20 protein-coding genes are annotated in these 22,820 nt (G+C 59.1%); 10 read left to right on the top strand and 10 right to left on the bottom strand.

What is annotated here, in order from left to right; translation table 11 throughout:
• The first annotated feature begins 83 nt into the window (after positions 1–83).
• Complete coding sequence (locus tag C8D99_RS10740) at positions 84–1,310, top strand: HD domain-containing protein (RefSeq protein ID WP_133958148.1); 1,227 nt, start codon at positions 84–86, stop codon at positions 1,308–1,310.
• Here the strand turns inward: C8D99_RS10740 and C8D99_RS10735 are convergent.
• Positions 1,298–2,482, bottom strand: coding sequence for a M20 metallopeptidase family protein (locus tag C8D99_RS10735; protein WP_133958147.1), 1,185 nt, complete (start codon positions 2,480–2,482; stop codon positions 1,298–1,300). The two genes, C8D99_RS10740 and C8D99_RS10735, sit on opposite strands and share 13 nt — an antisense overlap.
• 149 nt (positions 2,483–2,631) lie before the next feature.
• Here C8D99_RS10735 and C8D99_RS15680 point away from each other — a divergent pair, with 149 nt between their 5' ends.
• The 7 genes from C8D99_RS15680 to C8D99_RS10705 all read left to right on the top strand — a co-directional run bounded on the left by C8D99_RS15680 (position 2,632) and on the right by C8D99_RS10705 (position 9,331).
• Entirely contained in the window at positions 2,632–2,754 is a 123-nt protein-coding gene (locus C8D99_RS15680) for a hypothetical protein (RefSeq protein ID WP_274542677.1), read from the top strand.
• A 15-nt stretch (positions 2,755–2,769) separates the two neighbouring features.
• Positions 2,770–3,006 carry a thioredoxin family protein gene (locus C8D99_RS10730; protein ID WP_133958146.1) on the top strand — a complete coding sequence of 79 codons (237 nt, stop codon included), beginning with the start codon at positions 2,770–2,772 and terminating at the stop codon, positions 3,004–3,006.
• A 9-nt stretch (positions 3,007–3,015) separates the two neighbouring features.
• Entirely contained in the window at positions 3,016–3,717 is a 702-nt protein-coding gene (locus C8D99_RS10725; protein ID WP_133958145.1) for a cytochrome c biogenesis CcdA family protein, read from the top strand.
• Positions 3,718–3,734: 17 nt separating this feature from the next.
• The gene (locus C8D99_RS10720) at positions 3,735–4,274 is read left to right on the top strand and encodes a nitroreductase family protein (RefSeq protein WP_133958144.1); all 540 of its coding nucleotides are present in this window, start codon (positions 3,735–3,737) and stop codon (positions 4,272–4,274) included.
• A 655-nt stretch (positions 4,275–4,929) separates the two neighbouring features.
• Complete coding sequence (locus tag C8D99_RS10715) at positions 4,930–5,481, top strand: LemA family protein (RefSeq protein ID WP_133958143.1); 552 nt, start codon at positions 4,930–4,932, stop codon at positions 5,479–5,481.
• Between the two features lie 29 nt (positions 5,482–5,510).
• Entirely contained in the window at positions 5,511–7,460 is a 1,950-nt protein-coding gene (locus C8D99_RS10710) for a DUF2207 domain-containing protein (protein WP_133958142.1), read from the top strand.
• Between the two features lie 461 nt (positions 7,461–7,921).
• Entirely contained in the window at positions 7,922–9,331 is a 1,410-nt protein-coding gene (locus C8D99_RS10705) for a S8 family peptidase (RefSeq protein WP_133958236.1), read from the top strand.
• Positions 9,332–9,916: 585 nt separating this feature from the next.
• On the opposite strand, the gene C8D99_RS10700 is transcribed toward C8D99_RS10705, so the two are convergent.
• The 6 genes from C8D99_RS10700 to C8D99_RS10675 all read right to left on the bottom strand — a co-directional run bounded on the left by C8D99_RS10700 (position 9,917) and on the right by C8D99_RS10675 (position 18,122).
• Positions 9,917–11,584 carry a lectin like domain-containing protein gene (locus tag C8D99_RS10700; protein ID WP_133958141.1) on the bottom strand — a complete coding sequence of 556 codons (1,668 nt, stop codon included), beginning with the start codon at positions 11,582–11,584 and terminating at the stop codon, positions 9,917–9,919.
• A gap of 556 nt (positions 11,585–12,140) precedes the next feature.
• On the bottom strand, positions 12,141–13,754 hold the full coding sequence (locus C8D99_RS10695) for a lectin like domain-containing protein (RefSeq protein ID WP_133958140.1): 1,614 nt from the start codon (positions 13,752–13,754) through the stop codon (positions 12,141–12,143).
• Positions 13,755–13,832: 78 nt separating this feature from the next.
• Positions 13,833–14,459, bottom strand: coding sequence for a protease inhibitor I42 family protein (locus C8D99_RS10690; RefSeq protein WP_166670140.1), 627 nt, complete (start codon positions 14,457–14,459; stop codon positions 13,833–13,835).
• A 442-nt stretch (positions 14,460–14,901) separates the two neighbouring features.
• Positions 14,902–15,846, bottom strand: a complete 945-nt coding sequence (locus C8D99_RS10685) for a DUF72 domain-containing protein (RefSeq protein WP_166670139.1) — start codon at positions 15,844–15,846, stop codon at positions 14,902–14,904.
• 2 nt (positions 15,847–15,848) lie between these two features.
• Positions 15,849–16,994 carry a hypothetical protein gene (locus tag C8D99_RS10680; RefSeq protein WP_133958137.1) on the bottom strand — a complete coding sequence of 382 codons (1,146 nt, stop codon included), beginning with the start codon at positions 16,992–16,994 and terminating at the stop codon, positions 15,849–15,851.
• A gap of 813 nt (positions 16,995–17,807) precedes the next feature.
• Positions 17,808–18,122 (bottom strand): GIY-YIG nuclease family protein, encoded by a 315-nt coding sequence (locus C8D99_RS10675; protein ID WP_133958136.1) that lies wholly within the window; start codon positions 18,120–18,122, stop codon positions 17,808–17,810.
• A gap of 968 nt (positions 18,123–19,090) precedes the next feature.
• Between C8D99_RS10675 and C8D99_RS10670 the strand changes: the two genes are divergently transcribed.
• Complete coding sequence (locus C8D99_RS10670; protein WP_133958135.1) at positions 19,091–20,494, top strand: ATP-binding protein; 1,404 nt, start codon at positions 19,091–19,093, stop codon at positions 20,492–20,494.
• 453 nt (positions 20,495–20,947) lie between these two features.
• On the opposite strand, the gene C8D99_RS10665 is transcribed toward C8D99_RS10670, so the two are convergent.
• Positions 20,948–21,232 carry a helix-turn-helix transcriptional regulator gene (locus C8D99_RS10665; protein ID WP_133958134.1) on the bottom strand — a complete coding sequence of 95 codons (285 nt, stop codon included), beginning with the start codon at positions 21,230–21,232 and terminating at the stop codon, positions 20,948–20,950.
• On the bottom strand, positions 21,229–21,378 hold the full coding sequence (locus C8D99_RS15775; protein ID WP_133958133.1) for a type II toxin-antitoxin system RelE/ParE family toxin: 150 nt from the start codon (positions 21,376–21,378) through the stop codon (positions 21,229–21,231). The genes C8D99_RS10665 and C8D99_RS15775 overlap by 4 nt, the downstream gene beginning before the upstream one ends.
• On the opposite strand from C8D99_RS15775, the gene C8D99_RS15235 reads away from it, so the two are divergent.
• The gene (locus tag C8D99_RS15235) at positions 21,322–21,594 is read left to right on the top strand and encodes a hypothetical protein (RefSeq protein WP_208321163.1); all 273 of its coding nucleotides are present in this window, start codon (positions 21,322–21,324) and stop codon (positions 21,592–21,594) included. The genes C8D99_RS15775 and C8D99_RS15235 overlap by 57 nt on opposite strands.
• A 626-nt stretch (positions 21,595–22,220) precedes the next feature.
• Here C8D99_RS15235 and C8D99_RS10655 read toward each other — a convergent pair.
• Positions 22,221–22,691 (bottom strand): hypothetical protein, encoded by a 471-nt coding sequence (locus tag C8D99_RS10655; RefSeq protein WP_243833899.1) that lies wholly within the window; start codon positions 22,689–22,691, stop codon positions 22,221–22,223.
• Positions 22,692–22,820 lie beyond the last annotated feature (129 nt).

Genomic DNA, 22,820 nt, shown 5'->3' with positions numbered 1-22,820 from the left:
TTTCCTCCGGTCGCCCGGCGAGCTGTATAATAAAAAAAACGGATATTCCGGCCGTTTCCGCCGGGAAAAGGAGGGCAATTCCCGTGATAACCCGTTCCCTGATTGAACTCGTGTTCTCCGCCGCCAGCATGGAGCGCTGGAACGACCACCCCCACCCAGCCACCTTCACCGAGCTGGGAAAGCAGGCCCACAAGATGATCATGGCGTGGGTCATCGCCCGGTACGAGGGAGAGGAACGGGGCCGGGACATCGACTGGACGGCCCTCATCGAGGGGGGGATCTTCGAGTTCCTTCACAGGGTGGTCCTGACGGACATCAAACCTCCCGTCTTCCACAAGCTCATGCAGGACCCCGGGCAGAGGGAAAAGCTCAACTCCTGGGTGGCCGACAGGCTCGCCCCCGATCTCGAGGGTCTGTCCCCGGACTTCGCCGCCCGCTTCCGGGCGTATCTTCTCCACGACGGGGACCTCTCCCTGGAGCGCAAAAGCCTCCGGGCGGCCCACTACCTGGCCACCAAGTGGGAGTTCGACTTCATCTACCACTGGAGCAGCACCAAGTCCATGTTCGGCATCGAGCAGACCAGGGGCGAGATTTCAAGACAGATCAACGAGCACCGGGACCTGCGGGCGGTGGACGAAATGCTCGCCGCCCGGGAACTGCCCGACAGGGACATGGGTCTCTGGGGCTTCGTCTCCCTGGTGGGACAGCTGGGCTTCCAGAAGCGGTGGGCCCAGACTCCCCGGATCCCCCAGACATCGGTCCTTGGACACCTGCTCTTCGTGGCCGTCCTCGCCTATTTCATCTCCATGGAGACCGGCGCCTGCCCCAGGAGGAAATACAACAACTTCTTCGGCGGACTGCTCCACGACCTTCCCGAGGTGCTGACCCGGGACATCGTCTCCCCGGTGAAAAACTCCGTGGAGGGGCTCGACGACCTCATCAAGGCCTACGAAAAGCAGGCCATGGAGGAGCGGATCCTCCCCCTCCTCCCCGAAGGGTGGCGGCAGGAGATCCGGTACTTCACCGAGAACGAGTTCCGCAACAAGATCTGCCCGAAGGGAGTGGACGTTCCGGCCCTCCTCGACGGCGACATCAGGGAAGAACAGAACAGGGACGAACTCAACCCTCTCGACGGGCGGATCATCGAGGCCTGCGACAAACTGGCGGCCTACATCGAGGCATCCCACTCCATCCGTCTCGGGCTCGCCCCGCAGGCGCTGGCCGACGGAAAGCGGAACCTGTACTCCCGATTCGGTCGGTCGGTGATCTCGGGCTTCCCCATGGGGCAGCTCTTCGACTATTTCTGGTAATCCCCCGCGAGGAAGGAAAGCGCCGCGGCGGCCAGCACCTCCGCCCCGGCGGGAAGACACCGTTCGTCCGGGCGGAACCGGGGGCTGTGGAGAGGGGCGTCCTCCCCCTTCCCCGTGCCGGTTCCAAGCATAAAGTAGCACCCGGGCATCCGCTGCAGAAAGAAGGAAAAATCATCCACCCCCATGCTCGGCTCCGTGAGGACCGCAACGTTCTCCTTCCCGAGAACCCCTTCGGCGGCCCGGAGGACCAGGTCGGCCAGCTCAGGGTCGTTCAAGAGGGCGGGATATCCTTCGGTGAACGACACTTCGCCCACGGCACCGAGGATATCGGGGATGTTCATCACCGTCCGCCGGATCTTCGCCTTCAGGGCGACCCTCGTCTCCTGTTTCAGCGTGCGGAGGATCCCGGAGAACTCTACCCGCTCCGGCAGCACGTTCCTGGCGCTTCCCCCGTGGAAGGAACCGATGGACAGAACCGCCGGCTCCGCCGGTGACACCGTCCGCCCCACCAGCTCGTGGAGGGCGGTCACCACCCTGCAGGCCGCGGCGATCACGTCGTCGCCCCTGTGGGGCTCCGCTCCGTGGGTTCCCCTTCCCCTGACCACGCAGTCGAACATGTCCGATGCCGCCCTGAAGGCCCCACGGTGAACCCCCACCGTTCCCGCCGGGCGGGAGGGATCGCAGTGAAGGGCGAAGGCCCCGTCGGGCGCCGGCCCCTCAAGCAGGCCGTCCCGGATCATGGGAAGGGCTCCCCCGGAGGTCTCCTCGGCAGGCTGGAAGACGAAAAGGACGTTCCCGGAAAAATCGTTCTTCCTGTCCGCCAGCAGGCGGGCCGCCCCGAGAAGGCAGGCGGTGTGGACGTCATGGCCGCAGGCGTGCATTCTCCCGGGATACCTCGACCGCCAGGGAACTTCCCATTCCTCCTCCACGGGAAGGGCGTCCATGTCCGCCCGCAGCAGCACCGTCCGCCCGGGCTCCGTTCCCTCCAGGAGGGCGGCAATGCCGCTTCCGGCGACGAACCGCCATGGAATACCCAGGGAATCGAGGCTTTCCCCAACGATCCCCACGGTTTCCTTCAGGTCGAAATCCAGCTCCGGACAGGCGTGAAGCCTCCGGCGGACAGCGACGAGATCTTCAAAAAAGGCATTTTCCCGATCGTTTTCTTTTTCCACTCAGTTCACTCCCCTTCCGCTCCGCCATTCTACCGAAAATTTCCCGGAAAGGGAAAATCCGCCCTTTTCGCGTTGACCGGCCCCTCGGTCAACGGCTACAATAATGCTGCAATTTCATATACCGAAATACACCCAGGGGGGATGAAAAAATGACCATTAACCGGCTCTTTCTTATCTTTGCCGCTCTCGCTGTAGTTCTCCTGCTTCCCTACTCCGGATACGCGGCCGAAACCGCCCGGCCCAAGCTCGTGGAGCTCATGTCTCCGGGCTGACCGGCCTGCGTTGAGATGTCCAAAGTTTTGGACCAGTTTTCGGAGAAGCACGGGGACAAGTTCGAAGTGCAGATTGTGAACGTCCGGGACTTCCCCGATGTGGCCAGGCTCTACCAGGTGCGCTACGTCCCAACCCTCGTGTTCCTCGACGAGACGGGAAAGATGCTCGACAAGCGGGTGGGGTACATGCCCCTCGACGCCCTGGAGAAGCACTGGGAAGGCCTGGGCTACGACATGGAGACAGGGAACTGACACAGGGTCATGGGCGGCGTGTATGACTTTCTTTACGGCGTGTTCCACGGCGACGGGGCGGCGGCATACGCCGCCCTGTACGCCTGGGGAATACTGGGCATGACCCTCAGTCCCTGCAGCATCGCCACCATACCCCTGGTGGTGGGCTACGTGAGCGATTCGGACAACCCCACCTTCTGGTCGGCCTTCCGCATTTCCGTGGTTTTCTCCCTCGGCGTCTTCGTCAATCTCGCCTTCCTCGGGGGGCTCCTCACGTCGGCCGGGGTCTTCCTCGGCGGCATCGACCGGTACACCAACTACATCGTGGCTGCCGTCTTCGCCCTCTTCGGCCTGCACCTTCTGGGGCTGATCAACATGCCGTGGTTCCGGGGCGGCTCCGGCCCCACGACGAAACACACGGGCTACCGGGGTGCCCTCGCCCTCGGGACCCTTTCCGGCCTGGCCCTCGGGCCGTGCAGCTTCGCCTACTCTGCCCCGGTGATCTTCCTCGCCATGCAGACCGCCGCCACCGACATCGTCCGGGCGCTGCTGCTCGTGGCGGCCTACGGCGCCGGCCACTGCACGGTGATCATCGCCGCCGGAAGCGCCACGGACGCCTTTTCCCGTATCTTCTCCGGCGGCGGAAAAGCCACAGCCTGGCTCGGAAAGATCAGCGGCCTTCTGCTTCTCGCTGCGGCCGGCTACCTGGTCTACAACGCCCCCACCATCTGAGGAGGGGAGGGCAGACCATGGATTTCGTCGACCTGGTGAGAAAACGATACAGCCTCAGGAAATACTCGTCCTTTCACGTGGCCGGGGCGGTCATCGACAAATGTCTCGAAGCCGCCAGGCTCGCCCCGTCGGCCTGCAACTCCCAGCCGTGGACCTTCCTGGTGGCCAACACCCCTGAAAAGGTGGCTTCCCTGGCAAAGGCGGCTTTCAGCGGAATCTACTCCATGAATTCCTTCGCGGCCAATGCCCCGGTACTCATCACCGTCCTCACCGAACGGTCCGGGTACGCCGCGTCCATGGGGGGCTTTTTCCGGGGCATCCAGTTCAGCGTCATGGACGTGGCCATAGCCTGCGAGCACCTGTCCCTCCAGGCGGCGGAACTGGGCCTGGGAACCTGCATGTTCGGCTGGCTGGACGAAAAGGCCGTGAAGCGGGAGCTGGCCCTGCCCCGGCAGGCGAAGATCGACCTCATGCTGTCCCTGGGCTACCCGCCCGACGAGGACTACCTCCCGCCGAAGAAACGGAAGTCTCTGGACGAAATCCGGAGGTATCTCTGACCTTCAAAGGACCTTGTCGTCCCGAATAGCCTGTCATCCTGAGCGCAGCGGCTCTGTCATCCTGAGCGCAGCGGCTCTGTCATCCTGAGCGCAGCGAAGGATCTCGCTCCTGTTTGTCATCCTGAACGCAGCAGTTTGCCATCATGCTTTTGCTTTGTCATCCTGAGCGCAGCGGCTCTGTCATCCTGAGCGCAGCGAAGGATCTCGCCCCTGTTTGTCATCCTGAACGCAGCAGTTTGCCATCATGCTCTTTGCTTTGTCATCCTGAGCGCAGCGAAGGATCTCGCCCCTGTTTGTCATCCTGAACGCAGCAGTTTGCCATCATGCTTTTGCTTTGTCATCCTGAGCGCAGCGAAGGATCTCGCCCCTGTTTGTCATCCGAGGCCGGCTCCATGGCCGATCGTGAAGCATCCCCGGAGGGGAAGGATCTCGATTTTTACTCCATTCAGAGTCAATCCCGAGATCCTTCCTCGCTACGCTCCTCAGGATGACAATCCGAAAACGCCCTCAGGATTACCTCACCAAGAACTCCCCTTCTTTCCCCACGACATGAGGCAAAAAAACAAAGAAAATACCTTCCGGTCGGCCTGCCCTTTGGTGTAGAATGATCGGAAGGTTTTTTAATTCCATCTTTCCGTCTGGGAGGGGTTTTTTCATGATCGTGTTGCTGGTTCTTCTCGCACTTATCGCTGGCGTTGTTTTTTGGGCCGTCTCTGTCTACAACAGGCTCATCAGGATGCAGAACCTCAAGAACGAAGCGTGGAGCGGCATCGACGTCCAGCTCAAGAGGCGTTTTGACCTGGTTCCCAACCTCGTGGAGGCCGTGAAAGGCTACGCCTCCCACGAGAAGGAAGTCTTCGAAAAGGTCACCGAGGCACGGTCGGCCATCAGCCACGCCCAGTCCGTGGGCGAACGGGTCGAGTCGGAGAACATGCTTTCCGGCGCCCTGAAGACCCTTTTCGCGGTGGCGGAAAACTACCCCGAACTGAAGGCCAACACGAATTTCATGCAGCTCCAGGAGCAGCTCGCCTCCCTGGAGAACGACATCCAGATGTCCAGGCGGTACTACAACGGCGCCGCGAGGGACTACAACATCTCCATCGCCACCTTCCCGGCAGTGCTGATCGCCCAGAAGTTCGGCTACGAAAAGGCCGATTACTTCGAGGCTGCGGAGGAAGAGAAGACCGCCCCGAAAGTCTCTTTCTAGGCTCCACCGAAGACGGAGGAGGCGCATCCATGGTATTGTTCCGCAAACTTGCGCCGGCGCTTCTCGCGCTGGCCCTGGTGCTCCTCCCCCGGCCTTCCGGGGCTGAGGAGGCCATTCTCCTTTTTTCCTCTTCGGCTTCCGTCCGCGGGGACGCTTCCCTCGAAGTACGGGAAGACATCACCGTCCGCGTGGAAGGAGTGCGTATCCGGAAAGGCATTTTCCGGGACTTTCCCACCACCTACACGGACAGTTCCGGCAAAACCGTCCGGGTCGGATTTTCCGTTGAAGAAGCCCTTCTCAACGGAAAACGGGTTCCCTACAGCACCGAATCCCGCTCCAACGGCGTCCGGGTTTACCTCGGAGACCCGAAAGGAAATGCCCCCCTCGGCGAGCAGACTTACACTCTCGTCTACGTGACCACCGGCCAGCTCGGTTTTTTCGATGAACACGACGAACTCTACTGGAACGTCACCGGAAACGACTGGGTCTTCCCCATACTGAAAGCCCGCTTTTCCGCCTCGCTGCCGGGCAATGTCCCCTTTTCGTCCGTCGATATCTATACAGGCCCCCAGGGAGCCCGTGGACAGGATGCCCGCATCCTCCCCGACAACTCGGTGGAGACCACCCGGCGTCTTGCCCCCGGTGAAGGCCTGACCGTGGCCTATACCTGGCCCAAGGGCATCGTGGAAAAGCCGAAACCGCCCATCCGCTATGCCCTCTTCGACCGCTTCGGCACTGTATTTTTCTGGAGCGTTCCCCTTCTGCTGCTCCTGTACTACGCCCTCGCCTGGATCCGCTGGGGGAAGGATCCCCCGAGAAAACCGGTGATCCCCCTCTTCAGCCCCACGGCAGGCAACGGACCGGGCTTCCTCCGCTTCGTCAGGCGGATGGGCATGGACAACTCCTGCTTCACCGCTGAAATCCTGAACCTGGCGGTCAGGGGCTTCCTCAAAATCGAGGAGATGTCCCTCGAGGAGGCCATGGAGCGGCAGGGCGAAATAGGGAAAAAGAGCCTGCTGCGGGGCGTGGTGTCCCTGGCTTCCAAGCTTGCCGGGAAACGATACGCCCTTGTGTCCCTTCCCAGGGAAGGATGGAAGACAACTCCCTCGAAGGAGGAATCACGGCTTTTCAACGCCCTTTTTGCCCGGGGAAGAAAAGAGCTCCATCTCGTCCAGGACAACCATGAAATCCTCGGCAAGGCGAAGGAAACCCTGGAAGCCTCCTGGTCGGACGCCTCAAAGTCACTTTTCTCAAAAAACACCCTCATATGGGCGGCGGGGTTTCTCATCCCCGTCCTGATCTACGCCCTTCTCGCCTGGGGCGGCCAGGAGGACGGCGCCCTGCTCTCCGTCTTTGCCGTGGGCGGAATCCTCGCAGCGGGAGCACTCTACATCTTCGCCTGGAAACGAATCAGGAGCAGGGGACGCATTCTCCGGAAAATCATCACGGCCTTCATCCCGGCCATATTCGCGACGATCATCACCCTTCTCTTCCTGGCCGCCCTCACAGAGGTGAGCGGATGGCTCCTCGTGCCGCCCCTGGCGGCCGGACTGATGATCCTGGTCTTCCGGGAGCTCATGACGGTCAGGACGGAGAAAGGAAACGACGTGCTGAACGAGGCAGACGGCCTGGCCATGTACATGGGCACCGCCGAGCGGCACCGGCTGGAAATGTTCAACCCGCCGGAGGAAACGCCGGAGGTCTTTGAAAAGCTCCTTCCCTACGCTTTCGCCCTGGACACGGCGGAAACGTGGGCGGACCGCTTCGAGGATATCCTCAGACAGCAGCAGTACCAGCCCGACTGGTACTCGGGACCCTCCGCGGCGAACTTCTACACCGGAGGGGCAGTGGCCTCGCTGGCGTCCTCCATGTCGTCCACCATAGCGTCGGCCTCCCAGGCGCCCGGTTCGTCAAGCGGCAGCGGAGGCGGCGGCTCGTCCGGAGGCGGAGGCGGCGGGGGCGGGGGCGGCGGCTGGTAAGAGTTGTCATCCCGAGGCAGGCGCCATCGCCGAAGGGGGAGGATCTCGGGTTTACTTCATTCAGAGTCAACCCCGAGATCCTTCGGCCAAAAAACCGGCCTCAGGATGACAGTCTTGTTTATCATCCCGAGCGAAGCGGTTTATCATCCTGAGCGAAGCGATCGCGAAGCATCCCCGGAGGGGAAGGATCTTGCCCTTGGATTGTCATCCTGAGCGCAGCGAAGGATCTCGCTTTGGCTTGTTCTCGCTTTGGCTTGTTCTCGCTTTGGCTTGTTCTCGCTTTGGCTTGTTCTCGCTTTGGCTTGTTCTCGTCTCGCCTTATCATCCCGGGCGAATGCGATCGCGCTCGCGCAGCACCCAAGCGAAGCGGAGGGAGGAGCATCCCCGGAAGGGAAGGATCTCGCCCTTGGAATCTCGCACTAGAGAGCATTCAGAGCCCCAAAAGAAAGAAGGTGGAAATAATGAGGAGAGTCGGAAGAATCGTCGCCCTGGTTGTCCTTCTGGGACTGGCCTCTGTGGCGGGCGCCTCGGAGCTTCGGGAAGGAAATAATGACTACCCTGAAGGAGAAGTCCTCGTCCTCCTGAAGGCCCCGGTTACGGCCGAATCTGTAAGCGCCGCCGCATTCCGCCAGGCCCTTTCCGCTTCGGCGGCAAAAGTGGCGGCTTCCGCCGGGGCGCAGGCGGTGAGTTCCACCCCCGCCATAGCCGAGGTCACGGGAAAGGACATCGTTCTTCTGAGAAGCGGGGAAAAGACCACGGAGGAACTGCTGCAGGCCCTGGAGGGAAATCCTGCCGTCCTCGCCGCGTCGCCCAATTACCGGGTTTACGCCACCCGGACGCCAAACGATCCATACTATACGAACAACAGTCTATGGGGTTTGAACACCATCCGTGCCCCTGCGGCATGGGACAGGTCCGTGGGCAGCAGGAGCGTCTACGTGGCCGTCCTTGACAGCGGGATCAACTACAACCACGAAGACCTCGCGGCCAATATGGGAAGGGACCTCTCCGGCCGCTACGGCTGGGATTTTTGGAACAATGACAACAACCCCATGGACGATAACGGCCACGGCACTCATGTCGCCGGGACCATCGGCGCCGTGGGCAATAATGGCAGGGGTGTCACCGGTGTCAACTGGCAAGTGAGCCTCCTGGCGGTCAAAGTACTTGACTCGAATGGGGACGGAACCTTTGGCTCTGTAGCCCAGGGTCTGGATTATATAACAGCGCAAAAGAGAAATGGCCGCAACATCCGTGTCGCCAACCTTTCCCTGGCTGGATGGGTTTCGCCCTACAGCAGCGCCGTCACGACGCTGCGAACTGCCTGCAGGGCCGCAGCGGACCAGGGAATTCTTCTCGTTTTCGCCGCCGGAAACGATGGGTACAACATAGACAACCCCATCGACGGAGAACGTCCTTACCCCGCCTCTTTCGATGAAAGTAACATGATCACCGTCACCGCGATCAATTCAAGCGGCTACCGGGCCTATAATTACGGCTCCCGCTACGTTCACCTGGCGGCTCCCGGAGTGGGTATCTGGAGCACCTACCACGACGGAGGATACAGGGAACTGAACGGCACCTCCATGGCCACACCCCATGTGTCAGGTGCGGCAGCCCTTTTGGCGGCCAGGTATCCGTCGGAAGCGGCATGGAAGATCAGGAGCAGAATCCTCGGGAACGTGACGAAGACTTCCCATCTCTCCGGCCAGGTCGCCACGGGAGGATACCTCAATCTCCAGGCCGCCATGGCAAGCGCCTCCCCGACCGAGGAGTGGGGCGGCGGCGGATGCAATGCGACGGGTGGAGCCGCTCCGGCCCTGGCACTTCTCCTGCTTCCTCTCGGCCTGCTGATGAGAAGGAAGAAGTAAAAAGCTGTCATCCTAAGCGCAGCGGTTTGTCATCCTGAGCGCAGCGAAGGATCTCGCCCTTAAAATCCACAAAAAACCAACCCCGAGAACCAAAGGCGAGATCCCTCCGCCCTTCGGTCGTTCGGGATGACAAACAAATGAGATCGCGGAGCATCCTTGAGAGAGAGCAGAATCAAAACCGAGGTCCTTCGCGTTGCTCAGGACGACAGAAACTGTTGTCATCCTGAGCGCAGCGAAGGATCTCGGGTTGGAATCCGGTAAAACCAAAAAAGCGAGAATCAAAACCGAGATCCTTCGGGCGGTGAAGCAACCCTCAGGATGACAGCCTTGTTTGTTATCCTGAGCGCAGCGGTTTGTCATCCTGAGCGCAGCGATCGCGCAGCATCCCCGGAGGGGGAGGATCTCGGGTTTGACGTCACTCAGAACCAGAGGGCAGATCCCTCCGCCCTTCGGTCGTTCGGGATGACAAACAAATGAGATCGCGGAACGTTCTTTAGAGAGAGCAGAATCAAAATCGAGGTCCTTCGCGTTGCTCAGGACGACAGAAACTACTGTCATCCCGAGCGAATGCTCGGGATCTCGATTTTATTTCCCCCGCTTCCTGAGCACCGGCACCAGGGGCAGAAGGAGCAGAAGACCTGCGAACCCGCCTCCTCCCAGGGAGCAGCCGCCCCCGGAATTTTCTGCGAAGGAAGTGAAGGCCTTCAGGCAGACGTTGGACTTTTCGTGCCCGGGAAGAGCCGTCAAATCGTTCCAGGAAACCCCGTCGGCGCTGATGAAGCTCTGCCCCGGTCCAGCATCCGCCTTGTCGCTGTAGCCGGCTTCCGATGATTCGAGAGGTACGGGATAGGCGTAGCCCGGAGTGGTGATCTTCACCGCCACGGAAAAAAGATTGCCCGGGGAGAGAAAGACCTCCCTGTCTAGCCGAACCGTATGATAGCCTGACGGTCCCAAAACCCCCTCCTTCACGGACACCGGGACGCCTTCAAAAGGAGCGGAACGGGACACGTTCCGCCTGATCTCAATGCGATACGAACTCTCCGTGGCTGCCGAATAAAAGGAAACTGCCCGAAGTACCTCGGCCAGCCCGGGGCGCCCTTCCGAAGCGGCAAAGACGTTGGCGAACCAGGCAGTCTCGTTCCCGGCGCCGTAATCGTTCACCCATCCAAGCGGGTCGTACTGGTAGACGGAATCGAAGATGTCCGCTTCTCCACCGATGTACGCCGACGGGCTGTTCAGCGTGGGGTCGGCGTAGGAAACCCAGAAATACCCGTCATTTCCCCATGCTTCCCCCCAGCTGTTCTTCACCAGCCAGGCGCCGTTCCGTCCAGGATCCCCAACGAAATTGGCCGCGGGGTAATCGTCGTCCCAACCGGCAATGGCCACCGCATGGCCTCCGCTCTGAAAACCGACAGGATCGTAGTTGTAAAAGGCGAAGGAAGGGCTGAGCACCTCGTGTTCAAAATCCCAGTAAGGCCATCTGACGCCGATGCGAACGGCTCCGTAGTGGGTGAGGGCGTATTTTATGCTGTCCATATCGGGCGCCGAGCCGAGGTAAAGAACGTGCTCGAGCCTCTTCGCCGCTCTGTCCGATGAGAGGGGCCTGCTTTCCTCCGGCCAGGGGGTGACGTTCTGGTAGGGCCGGTCGGCTTCCGCCACTGCGCCGGTCCAGCGGGCGAGAAGTGCAGCGGACTTCCATGCGTTTCCCCCCTGGTCGAAAACGGGGTCTCCCCCGAACTGGGGGTCCAGGTGTTGTGTGAATCCCGGCAGTCCCTCCCCTTCGTCCACATAGGCGAAATAGGCGAGATGCCACTCCGAAAAATCAAGGTTCTCCTCCCCCTGGCCGGCAAAAAAGGACTCGAGGGAAGCAAAAGCGCCGAAAGCCCAGCAGGTTCCGTAGGGCGCCTGGTCCCGTATCGGCGTCATCCGCCCCTCAGCGGGGAGGCTGAAGGACGAAGGGAAGGAGACGGCGGAGGCAGACACGTCGCCTCCCCCCCGGATACCGGAAAAATGCACGGGAGCCCTCACGTGGGAAAGGTCGAGGGGGGAAGGTACTTCTCCGAGCATCCGCCGATGGGCCGTATTCATCCTGCCCGGTCCACCCATAGAATGGAGATTGAAGCTCATCCCTGAACGGTGAGCCAAAAACTCGGTGTTGAGAGGGGCAGTTCTCCACTTTTCTGAAGCGGACAGATCCGGAGAAAGCAGGAAAATGCATGCGGCAGCGAAAAGAATGGAACGGGTCAGTCTCATTGAAGGGTCTCTCCTTTTTCAATAAAAACGGCATGGAATTCTCTAAAAGGTGTCATCCCGAGGTCGGGTTTTTGGCCGAGGGATCTCGGGTTGAGTCCGCCTGGAATCCAAAGCGAGATTCCTCGTCGCCAAAACCGCTCCTCGGAATGACAACTAAAAAATGACACCGACCGATCTGTCATCCCGAGCGAAGTGGCTTGTCATCCCGAGGCCGGCACCATGGCCGATCGCGTCCCCGGAGGGGAGGGATCTCGGGGTTGACGGCACTCGGAACCAAAGCCGAGATCCCTCCGCCCTTCGGTCGTTCGGGATGACAAACCAATGCCGAGCATCCCCGGAGGGGGAGGGATCTCGGGGTTGACGGCACTCGGAACCAAAGCCGAGATCCCTCCGCCCTTCGGTCGTTCGGGATGACAAACAAATGCGCTCGCGAAGTATCCTTTAGAGAGAGCAGAATCAAAATCGAGGTCCTTCGCGTTGCTCAGGACGACAGAAACTGATGTCATCCCGAGCGAATGCGATCGCGGAGCATCCCCGGAGGGGAGGGATCCCGGTTTTACTTCCTCCGCCTCCAGAGCACCGGAACCAGGGGCAGAAGGAGCAGAAGACCGGAAACTCCGGATTCTCCCCCAAAGGAGCACCCGCCGCCGGACGAGGAAACGGAAGTGAAGGCCTTCAGGCAGACATTGGAATTTCCGTGACCGGGAAGGGTCGTCAGGTCGTTCCAGGATACCCCGTCCGAACTGATGAAGCTCTGCCCCGGTTCCGCGTCCGCCTTGTCGCTGTAGCCGATTTCCCGGGATTCCACCGCGACGGGATTGAGAAACCCCGGCGTGGTAACCCTCACCGCCACGGAAAATCTCCGGCCTCCCGACAGCGGAACACTCCTGGAAAGACGCACCGTGTGGTAACCCGACGGTCCCAGGATATCCTCCATCACGGAGACCAGTTCGCCGCTCCCTGGGTCGTCCCGCGCCACTCCCGTCCGGACCTCCACCCGCAAAAACGCGTCGGGTGCCGGAACGTAGAAGGATACGGCCTCGAGGGTTTCATTTCCCCGGGATTCAAAAATGTTGGCGAACCATGCCGTTTCGCCTCCGGCACCTATATTATTCACCCATCCGAGGGGGTCGTACTGGTAGATCCTGTCGAATGCAGTGTCGTCTCCGCCGAGAAAGACCGCCGGATAGCCCAGGGTCGGCTCGGCGTAGGAAAGATAGAAATACCCCTCTTCTCCCCAGCCGGTACCCCAGCTGTTCCGAACGATCCATGCCCCGTCGCGGCCGGGAGCGGCAACGAAATTCGCCGCCGGAAAATCGTCGTCCCACCCGACGACGGTCACAATATGGCCGCCTCCTGATTCCGGAGCATTGTAGAAGGAAGCGTGATCTTCGGAATAGGCGCCGTCATCCCAGACCACCCGGACACTCACCGCCCCCCAGCGCATCAGGGCGTATTTGACGGCCTCCTCGTCCAGTAATCCTTCACCCTGGATCAGGAAGACGTTCTCCAGCCGCTTCGCCGCCCTGTCGGAGGCGCGGGGCCTGCTGGATTCCGGCCACGGGCTGGTGTTCTGGTACGGACGGGTCGATTCCGCCACGGCCCCCGTCCACCGGGCAAGAAGGGCTGCCGCCTGGAATACGCTCCCTCCCTGGTCGAAAATGGGGTCTGAGCCAAATCCCGGGGCGGTCGCCGTGAAGGCGGGCAGAGAAGGATCCTCGTCCACGTAGGCGAAATACGCGAGGTGCCACTCGGAAAAGTCGAAGGCCCCCTTCCCGGCCTTCAGGAAGGTGGACTCGAGGGACGCCAGAGAAGCAAAGGCCCAGCACGTGCCGAAGGGATTCTGGTCCCTCATCGGAGTGAGGGCGCCCAGTTCTCTCAGGTCGAAGCTCCGGGGAAAGACGGGGGCTCCTCCCGCCCCGGCCGCCAGGATGTCCAGTTCTCCCCTGAGAGACGCGGAGGGCCGGACATGGGAGAGGTCCAGGGGCGAAGGCCGGTAACCCAGAGGATGGGCGGCGGTATTCCGGCCTGAGGGCGGATTTTCCCGGAACCGGGCGAATTCATCCCCGGTAGGCCGGGTAAACACGGAAAAAGCCTCCAGGGGAAATGAAGTAATCAGGGCAGAAAAAAGAACGGCGAAGAAAAGCAGAACGGATCGAAGGATTTTCATCGGTTTCCTCCCGGTTTCACAGGATAAAAAAAGGCAGCCTTCGGAAGGAGGGCTGCCCGGTATGCCTTTCTTAGCAAACTATCTTACCGTCATGGAAAGAACATGGTACCGCACGGGAGTGGTCCCCTTCTCCCACGGGCGCTGGTAGCCGAAAATGAGGGCCGTATTTCCCTTCGCGATTCCCTCGTACTTCCACAGCTCCGTGCCTGGCCGTCCGGTCTTTGCCCTCTCGGGGAAAGAATCCCCTTCCCCGTGGAAGGTATTTTCCTTCAGACGCACCACGGCAACCCCCTGGTGAAGGGCCGTCCAGCCGTATCCCGTGGAGGGGTTGGACGGGAGGCGCACCGTGTAGACGTTCCCCCTGCCCACGGAACCGTAATCCATGGACAGATGGAGGTCTCCTTCGGCGGGAAAGGTCAGGGCGTCAACTTTCACGGAATTGCCGCCCCGGGGGGTCCACCGGATGGCGAAGGGCTTTCCGGGAATGAGCCCCCGGATGGTGAAATTCCCGTCGAAATCAGTGACGGCCTTGTAGGACAGTTTGCCGTCCCACACGGAAACTGCGACGCCGGGCAGTCCCTTCTGCCCTTCGTCGTACACGACTCCCCGAAGCAGGGCCTCGTCAGCCCCGAGTGCAGGAGTTAGCCCGGACACCCCGGTAAAAAGCATTGAAAAGACCAGGCAGAAAAGAACCCAAAAACGCATGCACATTCCCTCCCCTTGACGGATATTGTGTTCCACAGTAATAGTAGCACTTTTTTGTCGGAATGGATGAAAAAATAAAAAAAGGAGGGGGAAAAATCCCCCCTCCGATTGTTTACGGGCTATCCGGCGCGGTGGTGCTGACACTTGGTCAAACAACCAGCTCCTTGATATTGTTGCATATACCCTTACATGCTTCTTTTGTTCCGGTTCTTTTCAGTGTAGCTTCCGGTGCTGGTGGAACATGGTACAGGCTGTCTTGGACTTGTTTCTGCTTCTATCGGTTTTTCCTGACTTGCTTCTCGTTTCTGTTCTCTCCGTCCGGATAACCCGTTTAGAGTATTCTACCCTTGGGGGTGCTTTTCATCAACACTGACTACGCCCTATGGAGCGGAAATATTGGCGATTCCAGACTGCAGGCTCTTATTTTCTAATGTTTTCAGCTTTATTCTCCAAAGGAAAGTTCCCCCTGGACGCCCTCTCCCGGAGAACAGGCCACGCCGAGGAGGCATTTCATCCTGAGGGCGTTTTTCACCGCATAATCCCGGTAGCAGTTGTTGAACATGAGGAAGACCTTGCCGGCCCGCTCCGCGGCGTCTCTGACAGCCCCCTCCCAGGAGAGAAGTTCCCCGTCTGAGTAATTGTAGCGGAATTTCTCCGCCACCGTGGCTCCTTTTTTTGTCCAGCCCTCCCTGTTCCGCCCGTGAAACCGCGCCACGGCCCCCCAGGTGGCCGTCACCGGAAAATCCCTTCCCACGGTCCAGTCGAGCTCCGGCTCGTCCACGGCCACGTAGGCCATGTTCGCCCCCTTAAGCAGCGACAGGAAGGATTCCCGGTTCCCCTTCTCCATCCACGACCTGTTCCGCACCTCCACCGCCGTGCGGAAAGGAGGAGTGACCTCCGCCACCCGCTCGAGATAGCGCATCATCACCGGTGAAAAGGAAGCCTTCGGGGGAAGCTGGAACAGGAGGTACCCCATGCGGTCCATGGTCCGGAGAGGCTCCAGGGCGGAAGTGAACCGTTTCCAGAGAACGGGCCGGAGCTCCCGGGGCAGGCCCTGAAAATCGAGGCGCCCAGACTCCGGCCGGGGAATTTCATGGCGCACCCATTCAGGAAGGGTCTCGTACTTCACCGAGTGCCAGGTGAACAGCCCCCAGGCCTTCACGTTGAACAAAAAGCCCGGAGGAGTCCTGGCGGCCCACTGGAAGGCCGATGCCTGCTCGGGGATGGCGTAGAAGGTGCTGTCCACCTCCACGGTATCGAAAGCGGCCCCGTAAAACGCCAGCCTCGCGGCGGCCGTCCGGGCGGAAGGAGGATACCATCCGCTGGCGACGAGCCCCCGGTCCGCCCATGAACAGGTTCCGATCCGGATCCTTCCTCCCCCTGGCATGGCTACCCTCCCGGCGAAAGAAAAACGTCCGTAAACCGCCTGATCCTGCGGTGCCATCCCTCGTACAGCTTCGCCTGGAGCAGCGCGGACAGGGTGAAAAAGTCGTCCTCCGCTCCCCCGAAGGAATCGTCCCGCAGTGCCTGCCCGTAAACCTCCTCCGGCAGAGTGAACACCCTTTCCCCCCTGTGCCGGTCCGTCGCCTGGCCGGGAACGCACCCCACGGCCATGGCTCCCTTCCCGTCAGAATAGAGGGTGACCGTATACTCGACGTTTCCGAGGGCCCCCACTGGGAACTGCATCCGCCGTTTCCGGGCAAACCCCCTCTCCTTCATCGCGTCATAGGAGTCGAGAACCGTTTCCACGGAAATACTGTCCAGGGCCGCCCAGTGACGCACATACCCCGTCATCTTCGCGGCGAACCTCGAGATGGAAGGGTCCGCGGGAGCTGCCGCAAGAGCTTCTTTGGACACCACTCCGCCATCGGCGGCCTTCCAGAGAAAGGATGAAAAGTCGCCGCTCTCCTCGCAGTCCAGGGAAAAGCCGAGCAGAACCGCGGCCGCTGCAGTCCGGGGTGTTTCATACCACCGTTCGGGGCAGACGGAGGCGAGCTTTCTCGTGATCCCCGTCTTCTTCAGGTCGGCCACTGACTTTCCTCCCGGAATCGGGATGGAGGGCTCCCCTCCGAAGACCGCCATTTCCGCCTCCGACAGGGGAAAGAAGGGGCGGAAGAAGCCCTTCCCGCCGCCATCGGTAAAATCAGCCAGCCACAGGCACCGCCGCTTCCCTTCGGGAAGGAGGGCCATCTCGCCTTTGTCGAACACCGACCTGGGAGCGTGGAACAGGTCAGACAGAAAGAGGACGGAATGCCACAGCAGCCCCTTGAACACAGGGTCCTGGGCGAACCGGTAGAGCATCCTCCGTACCGGCTCCTCCAGTACCTCCATGGGATAATGGACCGGCTTGCCTCCCGCCCCTTTGAGGGACAGCTTTCTCTCTTCCCCCTCCAGCCAGCTCAGGGGGCTCATCTTCTTCGTGTTTTTCGCCCGGTTGACAATCACCAGGCGGGGAGTCTTCCCCCTGCTCCAGAGCTGAAGCTCCAGCCCCTCGTCTATCTCCTCGGCACACACAATGATGCCTTTCTCGTCCATTCAGCGCACTCCCTGCTTCCATCTGATGCATCCTATTATGACGGCTCGGGCGGCGAATGCATAGGGGGCGGGCCGGGGCAATCGTTTATGTCGTCACGGGCGAGCGAAGGGCTTTGCCCTCGGCTGTCATCCTGACGGCGTGGCTTCTCGCCGGAAGGATCTCGGTTTTGACTCTAACCCTTTATGAAGAACCCCTTCCCCTCCGTGTAGAAGGGACCTGCCTTTGATTCTGGGCTGCCTCAAGTGCAGATTCTTCCCCTCCGGGGATGCTCCGCGATCGGGCTTCGCCCTCAGAATGACACACCAGAGTCAAGAAAGGGCCGCTATTGCCCTTGTTTGTCATCCTGAGCGCAGCGACCGCGGTCGCGTAGCACCCAGAGCGAAGCGGGAAGTATGGGTTCTGTCTTCCTGAGGGCTGTTTCACCACCCGATCTCGTCCCCGGAGGGGGCGAGGGACCTGCCTTTGATTCTGAGCCACTTCAAGTGCAGATTCTTCCCCTCCGGGGATGCTCCGCGATCGGGCTTCGCCCTCAGAATGACACACCAGAGTCAAGAAAGGGCCGCTATTGCCCTTGTTTGTCATCCTGAGCGCAGCGATCGCGGTCGCTGAGCATCCGGAGCGAAGCGGGAAGTATGGGTTCTGTCATCCTGAGGGCTGTTTCACCGCCCGATCGCGTCCCCGGAGGGGAAGGATCTCAGGGTTGTTTTTTGTGGATTTCAAGGTCACGCTGCGCTCAGGATGACAGCATTCCAGCAGGCCTCAGGATGACATAACACTCCAAACACTTCCTACAAACTGTCTTTTTTGTACGATCACTTTTCCGGAAGGGAAGAATCGACCTCCCATCCCTTGCTCAGATCACTCCAACCTGAATTCTCTTTCTCGACAAGGGCGTTTTTCTTCGCCCTGATCCATCCCTTTATTTCCTTTTCCCTTGCTATCGCAGTATTAACATCATTGGTTTCCTCGAAATACACCAGTTTATGAACACGATACTTCTTCGTAAACCCTTCGACAAGACCGCGCTTATGCTCAAAAAGCCGCCGCTTCAGGTTGTTCGTGACTCCGGTGTAGAGCACCCGGTTGTTTGCATTTGCAAGAAGATAGACGTAATAGGAACGCTCCATGACTTCAGCTCCTCCGGCCTTTTTCGCATCTAAAAAAGGATAGCATAGCGCCGCAGAAAAATGAAAACGGGGAGATACCAGGAGCGAGATCCCTCCCCTCCGGGGATGCTCCGCGATCGCGATCGCTCGGGATGACACCCTCCGTCCCGCTCGAATGCAGTTGTCGGTCGCCCCAAACGAGCGGCAGTTATTTGTCGTCCCGAGCGAACGGGTTTGCCCCTTGTTTGTCATCCTGACGGCGTGCTTTTCGCCGGAAGGATCTCGGTTTTGATTCTGAGGACCTGAATTCAGGTCCTTCACTCCGTTCAGGACGACAAATCCAAGGTCTTTCCCCTCCGGGGATACTGCGCAACGGCTTTCGCTCAGTATGCCCCCGAGCCCGTGGCCGGGGCCGTAATTTTGTCATTCTGAGGAGTGCAGCGACGAAGAATCTCGGTTTAGTGCCCTTGCCTGTCGTCCTGACGGTGTGCTTTTCGCCGGATCGCGATCGCGCAGCACCCAAGCGAAGCGGAGGGAGCATCCCACAGCAAGGAGTACCTTTTTCTGTCATCCTGAGCGGCAGCGAAGGATCCGGGTTGGCTTTTGAAGTGCGTCCAGACCGGATGTTTCAAAACTTCGGCATTCAGACTCAAAAGAATCGAGGTCCAGAAACTCACCCCAGATCCTTCGGCCATACCCCCGGTCTCAGGATGACAACCCTCTGTCGTCCTGAGACCTTGTTTTTTGTCGTCCTGAGCACCGCGATCGCGATCGCGCAGCACCCAAGCGAAGCGGAGGGAGCATCCCCGGAGGGGAAGGACCTCGATTTTGACTCTGGTGTGCCTCAAGTCCGAGATCCATCGCATTCGCTCAGGATGGCAACACCCTTGACACCACCGCCATTTGAATATACCATCATATATATCTAATTACGTTTAGTCTAATCGCATTTAGACTAAACGTAAAATGAGACTGAAGAAGGGGTTCCCATGTTCATCGGCAGAGAATTCGAAATGGAGAAGCTGAACCGGCTCTATGGTGAAAAAGGCTTCCAGATGCCCGTGATCTACGGCCGCAGGCGGGTGGGAAAAACCCGCCTGATCCGTGAATTCTGCACGGGGAAACGAACGGTCTTCTACGCGTCAATCGAGCAGAACGATTCCGAAGCCCTCCGCATGTTCTCGGACGAAGTGCTCCGGAGCCTTCCCGGGAAGCAGTCGTCGTTCATTTCCTCCTTCGATTCCTGGGACTCGGCCTTCAGATACGTGGCCGACTTCGCCCGGGAAGAGCGGATTGTCCTTGTCATCGACGAGTTCCCCTACATCGCCTCGGCAAATCCGTCTCTGCCCTCCATTCTCCAGAAAGCCATAGATCATTATTTCTCCGGAACACAGCTTTTTCTCATCCTGTGCGGATCCTCCATGAGCTTCATGGAACACCAGGTTCTGGACTACAAAAGCCCCCTCTACGGCAGGCGGACCGCCCAGTTCAAAATCCAGCCCCTCGGCTGCTTTGACAGCATGAAGTTTTTCCCGGGCTGGAAAGGACACGAACAGCTCTACGGATACGGAATCACCGGAGGAATACCCCAGTATGTCCTTGCTGCAGGGCGTCACGGCAGCTTCAGACAGGCCGTCGAAGAGGAGTTTCTGACAGGGACCGGCGTTCTGTTCGAGGAGCCGGCCAATCTCATGAAACAGGAAATGCGGGAGCCCGCGGTCTACAATTCCATCCTTCGGGCCATCGCAGGGGGAGCAAGCCGCCAGGCCGAAATATCCACAAAGGTCGGCATGCCGTCAAAAAGCGTGGCGAACTACCTCAAGGCTCTCATCGACCTGGAGATTATACAGAAAGACTACCCCTTCGGGGACAACAACAGCAGAAAAGTGGTCTACCGGGTGAAAGACCAGCTCTTCCGCTTCTGGTACCGGTTCATCCCCGGCGCCATGTCCCTCATCGGGATGGGGATGCCGGACGAGGCTTTCGAAAAGATGATCGCTCCTCATTTCAGCGACTACTTCGGCCCAGTGTTCGAGGATATCTGCCGCCAGTACCTTGTCCGTCTGAACAGGCAGAAAAGTCTGCGTACAGTCTACCGGGAATTTGCCCGCTGGTGGGGCAGCGACCCGGAAACCAGGCAGCAGGAGGAAATCGACATCGTGGGATCCGACATTGAGTGGGCCCTTTTCGGGGAGTGTAAATGGAAAGGCGAGAAGACCGGTCTGCGGGAAATGGAAAAACTGCAGAAGCGCTCCACGCTGCTGCTGAGGGACAAAAAACGGGAATACTGCCTCTTCAGCAGGGCAGGTTTTACCGAGGGACTGCGAAAAGAGGCTGAAAGAACGGAAAACACTATGCTGGTAAATCTGGAAAAACTGCTTGGAGAGATCTAACCTTCTTAGGGCCAAAGGGCGAGATTCCCCCTCCCCGGAGATGTCTTTGTCTGTTGTCCTGTGGCCAATGCCCCGGAATTTTGTCATCCTGAGGGCTGTTTTTTCGCCCGAAGGATCTCGGTTTTGACTCTACAGTTGTTCGGAATGGCAGACCGAAAGCGAGATCCTTCGCTGCGCTCAGGATGACACCCTCCGTCCCGAACGAACGGGATTGCCCTTGTTTGTCATCCTGACGGCGTGCTTTTCCGCCGGAAGGATCTCGGTTCTGACTCTACAGTTGTTCGGAATGGCGGACCGAAAACGAGATCCTTCGCTCCGCTCAGGATGACACCCTCCGTCCCGAACGAATGGAAATTGCTTGTCGTCCCGAGCGAGCGAAGCGGGGAGTTAACTCACCTCAGGAGGAAAACAACCTTTCAATCCAAAAGAATATTCAAACCAGACCATTTTTTTCTATTTCAATGTCACTTCAAGGTCTTTTTCCAGCGCACGGGCAACACGCCTCAGGAATTGCAGCGAAGGGTTGTAGCGTCCGGATTCCAGCCTGCTGATATTGCTTTGGCTTGTTCCCATTCTGGCAGCGAGGTCAGCCTGAGACAGTTTCTTTTCCAGCCTGGACTGGATGATGGCGCTGATGAGTTTATATTCCCCCTCAAGATCATTGTAGGCGGACGCCGTTTCCGGATTCTTTAGAAGGTCTTTTTTTACATCTTCCCAGGATCTCAATTCTCCGCTCATTTTCTAAACCTCCTGAAAAAATCTTCCTTACGCTTCCTGGCTGTTTCCATTTCTTTCACGGGCAGAGCATCCGTCTTTTTAATGAAGCCGTGAAGCAGAATAAAGCAATCGTCATGGTGAAGAAAATAAAAAAATCCGGGAAGCATCTCCGCCGAACTGTATTCTCAGCTCCCACAACCCTGCAAATTTACCGCTTCGGATTGCTGCAGCATGCGGGCGTTGAAAAAGATCCCGAACTGCTCAAGAAGGTCAATTGCCCGCATGGCTTTTCCCTGGTGTCCGGGAGGAAGTTTTCTCAAAAATTCTTCTACCGGTCTTTTACCGTTCTCATTTACGTAGAAGAGTACTCTCCATTGCATTGAGAAAACCCCTTTCACTCACTTAGGCGTATCATATCATATAAGATATTAATTGCAATGAAATTCATTGATTCAGGGAAAGTGAGGAGGGGCCTCGTTTTTTTATCGTCCTGAGCAATGCGATCGCGATCGCGCAGCACCCAATCGAAGCGGAGGGAGCATCCCCGGAGGGGAAGGACCTGGCGTTACCTTTGCCCTGTCATCCTGACGGCGTGCTTTTCGCCGGAAGGCTCTCGGCTTTGAATCTGGACTGCATTAGGGGCGAGATCCTTCACTTCGTTCAGGATGACAACCTTCTGTCGTCCCGAACCACCGCAGGGATCGCGTAGCATCCCCGGCCACAGAGACCGCCTCAGGATGACAATCCGCTGTCGCCCTGAGGCCCGTTCCCCGGTTTTTTGTCGTCCTGAGACCGGCGTTTTGGGCTTTTGTCATCCTGAGGGCTGTTTTTTCGTTTTTTGTCGTCCTGAGACCGGCGTTTTGGGCTTTTGTCATCCTGAGGGCTGTTTTTTCGCCCGAAGGATCTCGGTTCTGACTCTACAGTTGTTCGGAATGGCAGACCGAAAGCGAGATCCTTCGCTGCGCTCAGGATGACACCATCCGTCCCGAACGAGCGGATTCCTTCCCCCCTACTTCAGCCACTTCACCAGTTTCTGCATCCAGCCGGATTTCATTTTCTCCATCATCCAGTCCTCAGCAATCATCTTGTTGATCATGGACACGGACGGGAAGGCGTGCTGCATCATCATGACGTGGTGCATCCGCTTTTTGTACTGGATGGCCATGGTCCACTCGTGGATCAGCTCGCTGGCGGCCTCGCCGACGATGGAGGCGCCGTGGATCCTGCCCCGGCCGTCGGTGATGACTTTGATGAACCCTTCGGGGTGTCCGTCCGCCACGGTGCGGCCGTAGGCCCGGAAGTCCTTCTTCATGACCTGTATGTTCAGCCCCCTGGCGCGGGCTTCCTTCTCGGTCAACCCCACCTGGGCAATTTCGGGCTCGGTGAACACCGACCAGGGCACCGCGTACCGCTCCCGTTTCAGCATGGACAGGGAAAAAGGCGACAGGGCGTGCATGAGGGCCAGCATCCCCTGGTGCATGGCGGCGTGGGAAAGGAGGCTCTGGCCGTTGCAGGAGTTAAACTCATATCTGGTGTATGGACTTTGAAAAATAAGTGGCGTATCCTGCCGATTGGGCTAGCAGGCTCACAATCGACATTGGAGGGATAC

The sequence above is a fragment of the Aminivibrio pyruvatiphilus genome, from assembly GCF_004366815.1.
Taxonomy (GTDB): Bacteria; Synergistota; Synergistia; order Synergistales; family Aminobacteriaceae; genus Aminivibrio; species Aminivibrio pyruvatiphilus.
Note: the sequence above shows the minus strand (reverse complement) of the source record. Positions and strands in the feature narration are given on the sequence as shown.

Coding starts and splice junctions, on each gene's coding strand:
- C8D99_RS10720 (WP_133958144.1), top strand. CDS start 3,735: ATGGATTTCGTCGACCTGGTGAGAAAACGATACAGCCTCAGGAAATAC.
- C8D99_RS10710 (WP_133958142.1), top strand. CDS start 5,511: ATGGTATTGTTCCGCAAACTTGCGCCGGCGCTTCTCGCGCTGGCCCTG.
- C8D99_RS10725 (WP_133958145.1), top strand. CDS start 3,016: ATGGGCGGCGTGTATGACTTTCTTTACGGCGTGTTCCACGGCGACGGG.
- C8D99_RS10715 (WP_133958143.1), top strand. CDS start 4,930: ATGATCGTGTTGCTGGTTCTTCTCGCACTTATCGCTGGCGTTGTTTTT.
- C8D99_RS10690 (WP_166670140.1), bottom strand. CDS start 14,459: ATGCGTTTTTGGGTTCTTTTCTGCCTGGTCTTTTCAATGCTTTTTACC.
- C8D99_RS10685 (WP_166670139.1), bottom strand. CDS start 15,846: ATGCCAGGGGGAGGAAGGATCCGGATCGGAACCTGTTCATGGGCGGAC.
- C8D99_RS15775 (WP_133958133.1), bottom strand. CDS start 21,378: ATGCTTCCCGGATTTTTTTATTTTCTTCACCATGACGATTGCTTTATT.
- C8D99_RS10680 (WP_133958137.1), bottom strand. CDS start 16,994: ATGGACGAGAAAGGCATCATTGTGTGTGCCGAGGAGATAGACGAGGGG.
- C8D99_RS10705 (WP_133958236.1), top strand. CDS start 7,922: ATGAGGAGAGTCGGAAGAATCGTCGCCCTGGTTGTCCTTCTGGGACTG.
- C8D99_RS10700 (WP_133958141.1), bottom strand. CDS start 11,584: ATGAGACTGACCCGTTCCATTCTTTTCGCTGCCGCATGCATTTTCCTG.
- C8D99_RS10675 (WP_133958136.1), bottom strand. CDS start 18,122: ATGGAGCGTTCCTATTACGTCTATCTTCTTGCAAATGCAAACAACCGG.
- C8D99_RS10730 (WP_133958146.1), top strand. CDS start 2,770: ATGTCCAAAGTTTTGGACCAGTTTTCGGAGAAGCACGGGGACAAGTTC.
- C8D99_RS15680 (WP_274542677.1), top strand. CDS start 2,632: ATGACCATTAACCGGCTCTTTCTTATCTTTGCCGCTCTCGCTGTAGTT.
- C8D99_RS10665 (WP_133958134.1), bottom strand. CDS start 21,232: ATGAGCGGAGAATTGAGATCCTGGGAAGATGTAAAAAAAGACCTTCTA.
- C8D99_RS10695 (WP_133958140.1), bottom strand. CDS start 13,754: ATGAAAATCCTTCGATCCGTTCTGCTTTTCTTCGCCGTTCTTTTTTCT.
- C8D99_RS10670 (WP_133958135.1), top strand. CDS start 19,091: ATGTTCATCGGCAGAGAATTCGAAATGGAGAAGCTGAACCGGCTCTAT.
- C8D99_RS10655 (WP_243833899.1), bottom strand. CDS start 22,691: ATGCACCAGGGGATGCTGGCCCTCATGCACGCCCTGTCGCCTTTTTCC.